The following is a 13,365-nucleotide window of genomic DNA, read 5'->3' as shown; positions in this document are numbered from 1 at the left end:
AATAGGGATAAATATAATTACTGTTTTTAAAGTAAAAAACTAATAAAAAATAATTATAATGATTCATCAACAAAGAATAACGAACTTATTAATGATAAAGGAGATAACTCAATTTTTAACTTGCACTCAATTAATGTGCAAAAATACCCTTAAATAGGGTAAATATCTTTAATTAACATTACTAAAAATAATAATTTTTGTAAAGAAGTTTCAGATAACCCTACATTTCAATATAAAAAACTAAAGAAATTCATCTTATACCAATTTAAATATAAGGTAAGTTTTTTTTCATAAATTTGTTTTATGTTTTACATAAAACAAAAATAGAGTTACCCATAAAGATATTTTTAATAATTTTTAATGATATTTTTATAATATGTTTACTTAACTTACAATCTAGACATGATAACACTGATCCTCTCAGACAAAGAAAATCGGTCAATGGTTTCCACTATCTATCCAATTGTCTGACTGGTATTTAAAATAAGGCGGGGTAAAAATAATGCGTAACACAATTACTATCTAATGTCTTAATATAATGGAACTAGAAATTGAAATGTGCCACAATTTGTTACACACTCAATAATATGAGATTAGTTGATTTTAAAAACGACTAAGACTCTTGTCATTTTCTAAGTTAGTTTTGCACTCAGTATAAAGTATTAAAATCTAAAATAATCACCTTTTTTAAAATTAAAAAATCATATTGGCATATAAAATTAACATTTTAGTCAGGCTGTTATTTATCTTTTGTAAATTCACATTTATGCGTGTTGCAATTACTGTTTAAGTAGTAAATATAATTGATGATTAGATAAGGAGAGACAGTTTCCCAACTTCCTGCTGTTGGCTGGGAAACATTAATGTTTATGCGAAGTCCACTTATATTAAAAATGGCAATGGCAAATTAATTATTAAAAAATGACCTTAAATAGTGTGATTGATGAAATTAAAAAATAGCTCGCACTAATTGCTATCCCATAAGGTAAGGTAACGCCACCTTCTGGTTTTTTTAGATGCTTATATATAATTGCGATGATTGCCAGCGGTAGCCCAAAGAGTGTGATTATCATCAAAAAAGACAGAACGCTGCTGCCTGATGGAATAGAGATTAAAAGTACAGTAATTAATTTTATATCCCCTGCACCAACAAATCGACAATAAAACATAAAAAAACCACAGATTAAAAATATGCCCGATGCACTATAGTTTAGTTGACCATCTCCAAAAATAAAATTCAAAATAGTAAGGATGAATATTATGCCAACAATATAATTTGAAATCGTGCGGCGTGTTAAATCAGTATAACAAGAAACCAACAAGCATCCCCAAATTAGTAACAAAATAATATCATTAATTAATCCATGACTAATCATTATTTTCCTTGCCTCTGAACGTGATCTTTACTATAAAATTTTTCATTGCATCTACAAAAAAATGCATTCCAATCGCAGGTTTCCAATTTCTTATTCCAATCATTTAGTTAAATTTACATCCACCACCATACCAAAGACTTGTCATTCATCATACCAATAAAATTGATACTCTTTATCGCCATCAAGCTTAACAAAATTACTTTCGTAGTTTCTAAATGTTGCTACGTTACGTACAAGATATTTCTAAAAGCACCATCAATAATATCCCATATTAGCAATTTTTTATCTTTAGTACTGGCAATACATCCTGAATATTGGAAATAAAGTCGAATATCACTATCTTTTTTACGCTGACTCTAAATGATTACTTCTCCCATACCATAAACTTAATCTAATGCATCTAAAAAAGCGGTAAAAGTATTCCTACCAAAGAACTGTAAATAGTACAGCCCCTCCCTAAACCTCTCAAGTTTAATAATCCGTATTCCTGATTTTATTGTTATACAACAGCATAGAACCGCTATTCACGAATGATAGCCTTAATCTAAAGTCCTAGACTCATCTTTGATAACAAAATTTCCCGTCTCTGTCTGAATAATTTTTGTCATTGTATCAAGTAATGTCTGATAATCTTGAGCCTCATGTAAATATTGTACATTACCATTCATACACTTAGTGAACCATTTGCCGTATATTGCTTCATATTGAGCATCTGTTGACAAATTATTTGCCTCTGGATTGAGCATTATATAGTGGATCGCCGCCGTTTTAGCCACCCTCGCAATAAGACCTTTGTCTCTATTGTCTGACGAAGTTAACCCGCTAGTTATTGCTTGGCAAATACCTTTATCCAAAAATTGATCTCTAAGAATATCGGCCCCAGTATCATCTTTGCCATCAGTAATAATAATTATCAATTTATTATCAGCGGTACTACTTGCCATTATGGGAACAGTCCGTAACAGTGCAGTCATTGTATCTGTTCCTCCTCCTGGTTGCCAATTTCCATGCTCCATATACCTGAGTAATTTTCTATTGTGATCTTTATCGGAACTAAAAGGAACTAAATAAGGGGATAATTTAAATGTCCCGATATGCCTTGAGGCTTCTTGATACCTTTGGACATTAGAATTCATATTAATCACTCTTTCACTCATAATACCATTATTATATAAAGGGGATTGGCACATTCCCAAAAATGGTGAAAAATCACTACTCGCTGGCGAAATCGGTCGATTAAATGTTATCGTTTTCCCATCCATTCCCTCAAATAATTCATTAATTGTACCGTCTACATCAACTGTTTTAGTATTAGCAAATGAATAATGCACATCATTAAAATTTCCCGAAAACATATAGTTATACAGTTGAACTACCTTACCATATTGTTCTTTAACAATGTTTTTATTTCGACTGCTTAATGGGTAATCAGGATTATTTTCACCACAAGCAAATTTTGCATTTCCCATATTAATCTGTTCACTAGGAGATCGACTTCGACACAATCCTCCACTCACTAAAGCTCCATCACTATAAAGTCCTTTTGCAGGTCCAATTATTTGTGAATAATAACGATAATTAAAATAGTCTAAATAATAATAAACGGTGTTCTTGAATTTATTGAAATAGTCATAGGATGAATAATCATCTTTACCTTCATTATCTTTATCTATAGTAATCGCCCCATTTGTTTTTAAGCTACTCCATTTTCCATATGCAATATTTTTATTGGCCCAAAAATTATAATCAATTTTGTCTTTGCCATAAGGTGGCTTCATTTTGTACATAACCGAACAACCATAGCTCTCTCCATCAGCAGGGTTTGCTGTATTTTGCTTAACAGGTACGCCAATGTCATAAGGAACCAATGCAAACTTAGTTGAATCTCCATTAAACCTCTTAATAATGCCAATTATTGCATTATTCATATATTCGAGACGTTGCTGACCAGCGTCTATAGCTTCGGAGTAACTGTTACAATTTGGGTTGTCTACCGATTGATATTTGCACGTTACTGAACCTGAAAAATCGGCGACAAATGCGATATCATATGCATCAAAACGCTGAAATTTTTTTGTATTACCGTAACTTTCCGTATTACCTTCAATCGGTATAGATAGATTTAACACATCATCTTTTTTATTATTTTTATCACTACTAGTTAGGGAATTAGATTCTTGTGCATAAACAACACTATATACTCCTGATCTTTCGCTATATTCTATATTGATAGTAGCACCACTTTCTTTTGATAAATTGTCACTAATTTTTTGATCGGTAAAATAATTAATATAGTTCAATGCCATTTTACGATTTTGTTCAATTGCTTCATTACCAACATTTTTATTGTCTAAAGCTATAATGGCTAACGAGGCTTCGTTTGTTGCTTCAGAGAGCCGAGCACGATTACGCATTGTTTCGGCATAATTTATTGAAACTAACATACAAATAAATAGAGTAGGAAGCATAATCGCAAAGCTTACAGCAACAGCTCCTGAAGTACACTTAAAAAAAGATTTATTATCATTCATTTGGTTATACTTATTATTGCTCATGTATAATCCTCTAAAAAGCATGTTGATTAGCGATGATAAATTGGGCAAGCAGTCTCATCAACGTTCAAAATATCATTACAGCGAGACAACACTACAATGTTACTACATAAATTTGGTAAAGTATCCGTGGATTGCCTGTTTGAGTTGAGCCATTTTAAATAAAGGCTCTCTTCGTTAACAATACATATACTAACGCGATATAAGGGAATCCAACGTCCTGCTAACCCACTTGTAGGGTCGGCAATTCTTGGAACATACGGAGTAAGTTTTGAATAGTTATAGAGTGAATTTGAACGATTATTGATGCTGGGTAACGAGGTAAAATAGTTTCTTATTCCATTATTGCAGTTACCAGAAGGGCAAGATTCAGCGCTTAACGCGACAAGCTCAGCCCTTTCCAAGCTCGCAGGGTGAGCAACATCTTGAAAAATAAATAAACCATCTATTTTTAAAGCAACATCACGTCCATTTAGTAATGAACTCGCTATTTGACTGAGTTTTTTCGCTTGAGTATTATCAAACAGCTCATAGGATTGAAAGCAGGGGTTAGAATTACCGCATAATGAAAAATCAGAACCATTTATAGCAGGAAACAAAGATGATCTTTCGCGAAAAATTGATGCTACTGCATAATTCGCTCGCTCCAATCTATTTTGTAGCATGATGGTACTATATACATCATAGATAATGAATACTATAACCGAAAACAAACCGAGACACGCTGCAAACTCTATGGAAAGTATGCCGTTTTTATTGTGCAAAAAATTACCAGAAAATTTCATTTTTTAATCCGTTTCTCTATGTTCAATTGGATAAAACTCACGGTACACAATTGTTTTCTTTTTCAAAGAAGAGTCAATTATACGACTAAATAGTTCGGAAAAAATGGCGTAATAATGATACTCCAAATCAAATACTAATATGTGAGTATTATCGCTGAGAGCGTCTTGACACTTATTCTCTATTGCTTCTTCTATTGTTTCACAATAAGTTAGTGTTATATCTAATTCTTCTCCATTAGTCAAATAGGGCCACATCGGTACTTCAAGTAAAGCGAAATGGTTGACCACTTCGTCATAATCATTGTATTCATAAAGTGAAGTTTTTTTTGTTATCTCTGTAACCATTAAATCCAAAGACGAACCAATAGCCATAATTCGACTAAATTCAAGTACAAACAAAAACAGAACACCCAAATAAGGAACAACGATTGCAGCTTCTATTGAAACACTTGCTCTCTTTTGACGAAACAACAATTTCCAATATTTCAACATAATTTTTGCCCTACTCTATTATTATATAAAGGGTTAATCTTTCTTTTTCTTAAATATTGAAAAAGATGTTTTTGATTTACTTTTTTTGATTTTTTTATTACCAATAATAGCTGAAGCTATTTCTTTGATTTCACTGTTATTATGTGCTTTTTTAAATTTATCCATCCTTGGGATAAATTTACGTGTAAAATCAATACTTCGACCTAAAAACTCTTCAATATCATTATCTCGTAAAGCATTTTTTTTATCATAAGGAAGATTATCATTTAAACAAACCAAAAAGCGCTTATTTAATAAATCTGAATTTTGTGTGGTTGCTCGAGAAATTTCATCTAGCATTTTTTTAGCCACTTTAATAGAGAAAGGATCCCGATTTGTTACGATAAAAACGATATTTGAAAGTGTAATCATCTCATCAAAATGCTTAAATGAAGATGATAATCCCATATTTTGATCAATAACAGTAATGTTGAATTGTCCAGAATTCAAATCATCATATTTCCAAATCTTATCGCTAGATTCAACTTTTACTTGTAAAGAAAATTCAACATCAACTATTGAACCATCTTGGGGAATAGGCATTTCAAATAAAAAATCAGCATTAGGGCTAGTTGTTGCACCTTGAACATAGAGAAGAGGATAATTAGTTAACAAACTGATATGTTTTAGTGTATGAACCGCTAATGATGATGTGCCAATTCCGCCTTTACAACCTAAAAATGTAATAATGCTACCAACCCTTTGGCTTGAACCTTGTGGTGTCAAACTCTTTGAATGTAAAATAGAAGGGATTTTCTCCAATTGACCTTCTTCTAATAAGAAATGTATTCCTTTTCTTAGTAATAATTCAGAAAATTGGATTGAATCATGGCTACCAACGAGTATGGTTGATGTTTTAATTGGAATACAACGATTAACATTTTCTGATAATAACTCAGCATCATCTTCATCTTGGATATCTAGAATAATTGCATCGTACTTGTTCCAACGTGGCTCCTCTTTTAATTCAGATAAGTCTAACGAGATGATCTCCATACTTAATACATTGTAGAGAAAAAGTATAGAACGAATATTTTCAATCAATTCACTTCTTTTGCTTAAAATAGCAACGTGAAAACCAGAAATACGCCCAACCACAAATTCTTGTGAAAGTTCTTTTGATATATCTTTATCTTTTTTATTACCAAATAATTGCATAAGAATCCCACTAACCTTTTATTCAATAAAACCCATGTCATTAATAAATTTTTCACTCTCGTTAGATATTGGTACTGTTTTGCGTCGTTGTTTATCCATGTTATTTTTAATATTAAAGAAACTATTAATTACATCAGTTCGTTCTAAAATTGGTAACTCTACACTATCAAAACTATTATTAGATGTAACCAAATTAACGGTTGCAAATACGACCATTTCAGTCTTTTCACGGCCTGTCGTTGAGCTACGAGCCAATGCTCCTAAAATTGGAATCTCACTAACAAAAGGAATACGAGATAATGTTTCAGAATCTTGTTCATTAATTAATCCCGCAATAACAAAGCTGTCTCCATCAGATAGGTCTATGGTTGAACTGGTTTTTCGAGTGGATAAAGTGGGAATATTATAGTTATTAAAAGCATACGCTCCTGAAACTGAACTCACTTCATTATTAATAAATAATCTAATCCGTTTATCATTATTTACTTTGGTACTAATATTTAATTTAATACCATACTCTTTATAAGTAACATTAGCATCACCATCTTTATTCTTAGTTACTATGGGAATCTCGCCACCAACTAAAAATGACGCATTTTCACCAGACAGTACAGATAGGTTAGGTTGCGCTAAAATCTTGGCTAAACGGTCATTTTTTATTGCACGAATCATTGTGGTGATATTATGAATATTAAACCCCTTTTTTAGGCCTAATAGGGTAAACTCACCAATATTGTTCATCTCAGATCCACCATTTAGCATACTATCCAAGGTTAAACTTTGCCACTCAATACCCAATGAATCGGTAAATTTTTTGCTGACCTCAACAAAAGTTAATTTTACATTGACCTGATACTCTTCAATTACTCTGATATTATCAATAATATTGTTATAAACATAGTAGTCTTGGAAGGTAAGTTCCCGATTTCCTGACTCGCCTGTTGCTGTACTGCGTATTCGTTCTCCACTTTGCCCAACAAGTGAACCCACAACCGCCATAATTTTACCTTTTGTCGTCGTATCTGGTGTAGTGCCATTTAGTACATAAACAAACCGCCCACTTGGATCACCATTATCATAACGATCTATCGTTACGCTACTATTTGGAAAATTTTGTGCCAATCTATGCGTAATTTGAGATAAAAGCGGATCAACATTAATAGTATCATTAATAATAATGTTATTTGCATCATCATAAACCAGCAAGCTAGTTCTACCATTCGACTTACCATATATAATTAATGATTTACCATCAACAACTTCATAATTTGCTACACTATCTTGACTAATGAAAACAGTACCAACATTTTCAGGCAAAACAATTGTTTTGGTTTGCCCAATCTGTAAATTATGGATATTAGCAAAAGTCAAAGAAGAAAAGCCAATAGATAATAAGCAAACTAGCTGTTTAATTGTATTCATAATTGATTTAACTTTTATTAGCATTCTTAGTTACCTTTTAGCAAATTAATCTGTTTTTTCTTTGAAAAAATAGCTTTATCAGTTAATGGCCAGCTTTTTTCTTTATCACTTAACAAACGTAATCCATCATCAACATTTCTTTTATAAGTACTCGGATACATCATAATCGAAGAATTTGTCATCAATGTTCTTAATAATTTAATTTCTTGATTTGAAAGCTCTAATTGAATTTGACCTGCTTCTTGTTTTTGAAATTTAAAATCAACTCCATCATCTGCATTAATATAGAGAATTTTTTTACCTACAATGATAGGTTTTATCCGATTTTTAACAAAATCATCACTAGGCGAAACGAGTCTATCCGCTTTATAATCTTTATTATTAAACTTCGTTGATTCATCATCACTATAAAATATATAAAGATCAACGAGATCTCCACTCTTTAGATTTTTCACCAAATAAGAATCAATCTGTGCTAATTTGAATGGAAACATATAATTCCCTTCTTTTAGCGCCAGTAGCCTATAATCTTCTGAATTAGGTGAAGCAACAAAGCTATTTTCTATAAGAGTATCTTTTGCAATATTGTTTTTAGCAACATAAGCATCAATTGCTTTCGCATTGGTCACATATTTGGATTTTTCATTAGACTCAATATCGACCTCAATTGATTTAAAATAGTAATAATCTTTAGTCAAGATTGTCTTTTTACTAATATCATTCTTTGCAACAGCCACTGTTATAATTTCTTTTTTTGGTACTTCTATTTTAGGTTCTTCTTTAACTTCAACTTGCGGCTGAACCGGTGGCTCAGCAACAGGTGTAGGTGATGACTTTGTAAACAACAATGCCAGTCCCACAACTAGCATTAATATATACAGAACAATTATTTTTTTCTCTTTCATACAAACTCCATATGATTTTATATTTATTGTTATTTTTTTTGCATTTATTTATTCTCTAAATAAAAATCAAATGCAAAACAGTGGGCTTTACCGTTAGAATTAAGACCTGCATCAAAATCCTTCACTATTGAGTTCTGTTTAGTTTTTATTTGTAGAATTAATGTTTTTTCAGCAGTAAAAGTTCCGGTTACATTGGCAAAATCTCGATCACTACGGGAAATTCGATTAATAATATAATTTATTCCTGCAGTAGGAAGCGTTACATCATAAAATGATAATTTAAATTCCGTTGGCGAGATTTTTTCAATTAAGTATTGCTTTTTGCCTAATTGATTAACTGTTTCGAAAGTGATTCTGCTGAATTTACCGTGTTCGCCTGATCGAACAGCTAAAATAGTCGACGAAGCCATCGCCTGATTGACTTGATTATTTTGTTTAGATGTAGATGGATTAGTATCCCTGCCAGAATTAGTTACAGCGGCTTGTCGAGGAGCAATTTTCTGATCAGTTTCTGTTTCTAATTTGGCTACATTTGATAATTTAGCACTAATTTCTGACTTAGCGGTAGTTTGTGAATTAGTTTCTTTTTTAGGTTTAACTGCGGTATCTTTTTTGGATACTTGCTGTGAGGCTATTTTTTCAGTCGTATAGCGCTTTTGATTATCACTTTGTGCTGGTGTAATCTCATTAAATTTAATCGCATCAACTGGTTCTATCTGTTTTAATTCTTGAATCAGGATTTCTGGATCATTAGATAATCGATGCCTTAAACAGAATGTTTTAGCTAATTGCATTTTATTTAATTTCACCAACGTGTAAAGCAAGTTGTGAAGAATAGTTTGATCACGATATCCTTTTGTATATAAAATATTTAGGTGCTTATAAGCTTCATTATAGTCTTTATTCAAAATTGATAGCATTGCTAGGTTATTTGTGACTTTGTTTTCATCATAAAAGTTTTCTCTAGCTAGGCTGAATGAATAACGTGCAGCATCATATTGTTTCTTTTTCAGCAAAACGATACCTTTTATATTATATGCTTCACCATTTTTACGATTGATTGCAATTGCTTTATCTAAATATTCTAATGCTGTGTCATTATTCCCCATTTTAGATTCAACATGAGCATACAAAGCAAAAAGATTATCATTCTTACTTTTATTTAAAACAGGGGTTAATGTTCTTTTTGCTGCTTCAAAATCATTAGAAAGGTAATAAACTTGAGCAAGTTTATATCTTGTATCCTCGATATCAGAACGTTGTAAGCGTTGTTTATAAAGCTCAATTAAGCCGCCGTAATTTTTTGTTGTTTCATGAATATAAATCTTTTGTTGCTCATTCAAATCGTATCTGACGGTACTGTTTTGACATCCAACAGCAACAAACAACATTGAACATACCACAATAAATTTTGGTTTTATTAACCTTCTTGGTTTACAGTATATTGAAAAATAGTTCATTATCTCTACATCCCTATCTATTACTTAATGTTGATATAATATTCATGACAATAGGTCCTGTAATAATCACAAGAACAGGCGCTAAGAAAAATCCCATCATCGGTAATGTCATTTTGGCTGCAATAGCAGCAATTTTTTCTTCTATTGTTAATTTTTGTATCTCTCTAATTTCAGAAGATAATTCTAATAATGCCTCATAAATTGAGTTTCCATAACTAATACTTCTCTTTAACGTAACACAAAACATTCTGATTTCTTTGCAAGGTACTTCTCGCTGAATCAAATCAATTGAGAGTTCGATACCATTAACATCCATCATTAAACAAGCCCTTTCTAAGATAGCTGCCACGTCTCTATTAATTGGTTTCACTCTCGTGCTTAAGTACCTAAAACCATTTTCAACTGTCATGCCTGATTTAACCATAATTGCCATCATATCAATGATCAGTGGTAAGTCTCGTGAAATTCTTCTGATTTTTTTAGCTGTTTGTATTTTTAACAGCCTATCGGGCACAATAATGACCACAATAATAATAAAAACTAAAACAATCAATAAGATATTTGAATCAATTATAACCAATGAAAAGATTTGATTTACAAGATAAAAAAATGAAAATCCAATAACAACAGCGTAAATCTTCCAACTATTTTGTTCTTGAAAGCGACGCAAAAAACTTAAACTTACACTATTTTTTGCCGCAATTTTTTCAAAAGCAACATTCTTTTGGTTAATATGTTTTTTAGTTATTTTCTTTTCTTTATTCTCGCTATTTAAAAGTAAACTGAGTTTTTCCTTTCTTTGATACAGTAAATAGGAGTTTATCAACTCTCTACTGCCGATATAGATTAAAATAATTGGGATTATTATATTTAGTAAACTAATCATAATTTAAATGATCTTGCTAATCATCCCCTTGATAATGATAAGACCAATAACCACGCTACCAACAACATAATACAAAATATAGTGACCAACTGTTGTATTAACCAAATAATCATAATTTGCCTGTGAAACTAATTTAAGTATAAAGATAAAAGCAAAAGGCATACACCCTAATATTGTCATCGTCATTCTTAATTCCGCTGTTTTACCATCTCTGGTTTTAGTTAAAATTCGATTGCTGGCTAGCATTTTAGCTAATCGACTCAAGACTTCCTTTAATTCTCCCCCACTATCAAGATTAACCATTACCGTTAAAATAAAAAAATAATATTCTGGAAAAGGGAGTCGTTGATAAGAGTTTATTAAAACTCCCTCAATGTTATCACCGATTTCTATTCGGCTATCCACTTCTCTCATTGTTTTACCTACAATACCACTAATTGAATCTCCACATGTTTTAAAACTTGTTGTTATTGCACCACCCGATGATACAACACCTGAAATAACATTTATTGCTTCGGGGAATGTTTCGTAAAATTCTTTTTTCAACTTCCGCTTTTTAATAACAACATTTAGAACAACTGTGGCAACAGCACTAATTGGAATTACAATATAGCTATCATAATGGAGGTACTTTTCATTCAATATGATGCCCGCAACCGTACCTGCTAAAATATAAATAAGCAACCGAGTTTTCGATTGCCCCATTATAAGCAGATTGTGATAGGAGCTAATCATTACTTTAAAATCAAAGCTGATTCTATCCCAAAAAGATTGTTTCTGTCGGGATAGTTGGTTTTCAACCAAACTAGATAATGATGTATTCTTCACTTCGACATTATGAAAAATTTGCAATCGTATTCTACGACGACGCAATACCCACATATTTATAATAGAGACGAGAATAAGTACAACTGAAAGGATGAAAATCATACTTTGAGCCCTACTGCGTTTAACATTAGCTTTTCTAATACGTCTGACATTTCATAATATTGAGCGCTTTCATAAAGTGCAGAGCGTTTAACCAGCCCATTACAGACAAATTCACCTTGAATCTTACCTTGTTCGTTTCTATCATCATGAATTTTAAATTTAAACACATCATGAGTAACAATATTTTCAGACTCTAAACCCATAATTTCAGTAATACTCATTACTTTACGTTGCCCATCTGGAAGGCGAGAAACCTGAATGATAAAATTAACCGAAGAAGCAATATAGTGCCTAATTGCAACCATCGGCAATTCAGGCTGAGCCATAATAATCATGCTTTCTAGGCGAGATAATGCATCTTTAGCCGTGTTGGCGTGTAGTGTAGACATTGAGCCATTGTGTCCAGTATTCATGGCTTGAAGCATTTCATATGCCTCTTCACCACGACACTCCCCTAAAATAATTCGGTCTGGCCTCATCCGTAGTGCGTTAACTAATAGATTTTGCATAGTTATTCTTCCGCGACCATCTTCTCCGCCTACTTTTGTTTCCATTCTAACCACATGGTCTTGTTGTAGTCTTAATTCGGCAGCATCTTCAAGCGTAACAGTACGTTCATGCTCACCAATAAATCCAGATAATGCATTTAGCATTGTGGTTTTACCCGAACCCGTTCCACCGGAAATAATAATGTTCATCCGACAACGCGCCGCAATGACTAAAAAGTTAGCCATGTCTTCGTTTAAAGAACCATAGTTGATTAAATCATGGAATGTGCGACGACCAGCACCGAATTTACGAATTGACATCGAGGTGCCATCAATAGCAATTGGTGGAATAACAACATTAAGCCGGCTACCATCCGGCATCCGAGAATCAACTAACGGGTGCGACTCATCGATATTTTTGCCTACTTTGTTAACTAAGCGTCTTGCAATATCAAGTAGCTGGCGTTCGCTAATAAAAAATTTATCCGTTTTGCTAAGGACTCCTCCCCGCTCAACATAAATACTATAAGGACCATTAACCAAAATATCGCTGACAGTTTCATCTTTCATTAATGAATCAATTGGACCATAACCAATGATTTCATCACAAATCATACCAGCCAATACATTGGATTCATCAGTTGAAATATAAGCGTTACCTGAATTAGCGATATCCCTAATCACATTTTGCACTTCACGTTGAATTTTAGTTGGTTCATTCTTTAACTGCTCAATAAGTTCCAAATCAAGGACTTGAAAAACTAAATCACGAACTTTACTCCATTCTTCAGGAAACTTAAATCGTTCATTAACCATAGTGCTTTTCATTAATAACTGATCGTAAATTAACAAAAGCTACTAGAAACCGATAA

The 13,365-nt window shown here is 32.3% G+C and carries 11 protein-coding genes; all 11 read right to left on the bottom strand.

Annotated features, from left to right (window positions below):
• Positions 1 to 914: 914 nt before the first annotated feature.
• Entirely contained in the window at positions 915 to 1,376 is a 462-nt protein-coding gene (locus tag ACYIAM_RS09170; RefSeq protein ID WP_174796037.1) for an A24 family peptidase, read from the bottom strand.
• A 539-nt stretch (positions 1,377 to 1,915) separates the two neighbouring features.
• Positions 1,916 to 3,931, bottom strand: coding sequence for a hypothetical protein (locus ACYIAM_RS09165; protein WP_483748037.1), 2,016 nt, complete (start codon positions 3,929 to 3,931; stop codon positions 1,916 to 1,918).
• Positions 3,932 to 3,957: 26 nt separating this feature from the next.
• Complete coding sequence (gene tadF / locus ACYIAM_RS09160) at positions 3,958 to 4,713, bottom strand: tight adherence pilus pseudopilin TadF (protein WP_174796035.1); 756 nt, start codon at positions 4,711 to 4,713, stop codon at positions 3,958 to 3,960.
• 3 nt (positions 4,714 to 4,716) lie between these two features.
• Positions 4,717 to 5,205 carry a TadE/TadG family type IV pilus assembly protein gene (locus ACYIAM_RS09155; RefSeq protein WP_174796034.1) on the bottom strand — a complete coding sequence of 163 codons (489 nt, stop codon included), beginning with the start codon at positions 5,203 to 5,205 and terminating at the stop codon, positions 4,717 to 4,719.
• Between the two features lie 33 nt (positions 5,206 to 5,238).
• Entirely contained in the window at positions 5,239 to 6,402 is a 1,164-nt protein-coding gene (locus ACYIAM_RS09150; protein ID WP_174796033.1) for a CpaE/TadZ family protein, read from the bottom strand.
• Positions 6,403 to 6,420: 18 nt separating this feature from the next.
• A complete protein-coding gene (locus ACYIAM_RS09145; protein ID WP_174796032.1) occupies positions 6,421 to 7,824 on the bottom strand; it encodes a type II and III secretion system protein family protein in 1,404 nt (467 codons plus the stop codon).
• A 26-nt stretch (positions 7,825 to 7,850) separates the two neighbouring features.
• Positions 7,851 to 8,729: a CpaB family protein gene (locus ACYIAM_RS09140; RefSeq protein ID WP_174796031.1), complete on the bottom strand. Its 879-nt coding sequence runs from the start codon at positions 8,727 to 8,729 to the stop codon at positions 7,851 to 7,853.
• A 44-nt stretch (positions 8,730 to 8,773) separates the two neighbouring features.
• Positions 8,774 to 10,120, bottom strand: coding sequence for a tetratricopeptide repeat protein (locus ACYIAM_RS09135; RefSeq protein ID WP_483748036.1), 1,347 nt, complete (start codon positions 10,118 to 10,120; stop codon positions 8,774 to 8,776).
• An 82-nt stretch (positions 10,121 to 10,202) separates the two neighbouring features.
• Positions 10,203 to 11,075: a type II secretion system F family protein gene (locus ACYIAM_RS09130; RefSeq protein WP_174796029.1), complete on the bottom strand. Its 873-nt coding sequence runs from the start codon at positions 11,073 to 11,075 to the stop codon at positions 10,203 to 10,205.
• A 3-nt stretch (positions 11,076 to 11,078) separates the two neighbouring features.
• Positions 11,079 to 12,005: a type II secretion system F family protein gene (locus ACYIAM_RS09125; RefSeq protein ID WP_483748035.1), complete on the bottom strand. Its 927-nt coding sequence runs from the start codon at positions 12,003 to 12,005 to the stop codon at positions 11,079 to 11,081.
• Positions 12,002 to 13,321 carry a TadA family conjugal transfer-associated ATPase gene (locus ACYIAM_RS09120; protein ID WP_202984915.1) on the bottom strand — a complete coding sequence of 440 codons (1,320 nt, stop codon included), beginning with the start codon at positions 13,319 to 13,321 and terminating at the stop codon, positions 12,002 to 12,004. Before ACYIAM_RS09120 ends, ACYIAM_RS09125 begins: the two co-directional genes overlap by 4 nt.
• Positions 13,322 to 13,365: the final 44 nt, after the last annotated feature.

This window comes from Gilliamella sp. X-60 (assembly GCF_057063585.1).
The sequence above is the reverse complement of the archived record's forward strand: the minus strand, read 5'-3'. Positions and strand labels throughout refer to the sequence as shown.

Excerpts from the sequence above, each read along its gene's own strand:
- ACYIAM_RS09130 (WP_174796029.1), bottom strand. The coding sequence starts at position 11,075 with ATGATTAGTTTACTAAATATAATAATCCCAATTATTTTAATCTATATC.
- ACYIAM_RS09135 (WP_483748036.1), bottom strand. The coding sequence starts at position 10,120 with ATGTTGTTTGTTGCTGTTGGATGTCAAAACAGTACCGTCAGATACGAT.
- ACYIAM_RS09150 (WP_174796033.1), bottom strand. The coding sequence starts at position 6,402 with ATGCAATTATTTGGTAATAAAAAAGATAAAGATATATCAAAAGAACTT.
- ACYIAM_RS09145 (WP_174796032.1), bottom strand. The coding sequence starts at position 7,824 with ATGAATACAATTAAACAGCTAGTTTGCTTATTATCTATTGGCTTTTCT.
- tadF (WP_174796035.1), bottom strand. The coding sequence starts at position 4,713 with ATGAAATTTTCTGGTAATTTTTTGCACAATAAAAACGGCATACTTTCC.
- ACYIAM_RS09170 (WP_174796037.1), bottom strand. The coding sequence starts at position 1,376 with ATGATTAGTCATGGATTAATTAATGATATTATTTTGTTACTAATTTGG.
- ACYIAM_RS09125 (WP_483748035.1), bottom strand. The coding sequence starts at position 12,005 with ATGATTTTCATCCTTTCAGTTGTACTTATTCTCGTCTCTATTATAAAT.
- ACYIAM_RS09165 (WP_483748037.1), bottom strand. The coding sequence starts at position 3,931 with ATGAGCAATAATAAGTATAACCAAATGAATGATAATAAATCTTTTTTT.
- ACYIAM_RS09120 (WP_202984915.1), bottom strand. The coding sequence starts at position 13,321 with ATGAAAAGCACTATGGTTAATGAACGATTTAAGTTTCCTGAAGAATGG.
- ACYIAM_RS09155 (WP_174796034.1), bottom strand. The coding sequence starts at position 5,205 with ATGTTGAAATATTGGAAATTGTTGTTTCGTCAAAAGAGAGCAAGTGTT.
- ACYIAM_RS09140 (WP_174796031.1), bottom strand. The coding sequence starts at position 8,729 with ATGAAAGAGAAAAAAATAATTGTTCTGTATATATTAATGCTAGTTGTG.